At 49.9% G+C, this 583-nt stretch carries 1 protein-coding gene; it reads left to right on the forward strand.

From position 1 onward, the window contains the following. The coding region (locus RMT89_RS40710) for an AAA family ATPase (protein WP_315888790.1) at nucleotides 1-583 on the forward strand (583 nt) is incomplete at both ends.

Below are 583 nucleotides of genomic sequence, written 5' to 3' on the forward strand. Positions count from 1 at the left end.
GAAATTCTATCCGGGGAAACTACGAAGCAACTGATAAAAGAAACGCTGGAGCAACTTGCCCCGCGTAACATCGTTGTCACTTCGCAAACCGGCCAACATGTGCTTGAAGGCGTGCAGCACTATATGACGGATGCAATCATTCGCATTGTCGGAATGAACCATCCAGTTATGTTGGTTGGCCCGGCAGGCTGCGGCAAAACAACAATTGGCGAGCAAACGGCTAAAGCACTCGGTTTGCCGTTTTACATTACGTCAACAATCAATGACACGCACGAATTGATGGGGTTTACCGATGGATACGGAAAGTATCATTCAACGCCATTCCGACAAGCTTTTGAGCACGGCGGCGTTTGGGTTGCCGATGAAATTGACGCATGGGACGCTAGCGCATTGCTTGCAGCAAACAGCGCACTTGCCAACGGATATGCAAGTTTTCCTGATAGAGAAACGCCTATTGTACGCAGTAACCTTTTTAGAATGGTTGCAACCGCGAATACGTTTGGGAACGGCGCAGATCGCGTCTATATTGGGCGTAGCGAACTTGACGCAGCGAGCCTTGACCGATTTGCGGTCGTAAACGTCG

The organism is Streptomyces sp. P17, from assembly GCF_032436805.1.
Lineage (GTDB): Bacteria > Actinomycetota > Actinomycetes > Streptomycetales > Streptomycetaceae > Streptomyces.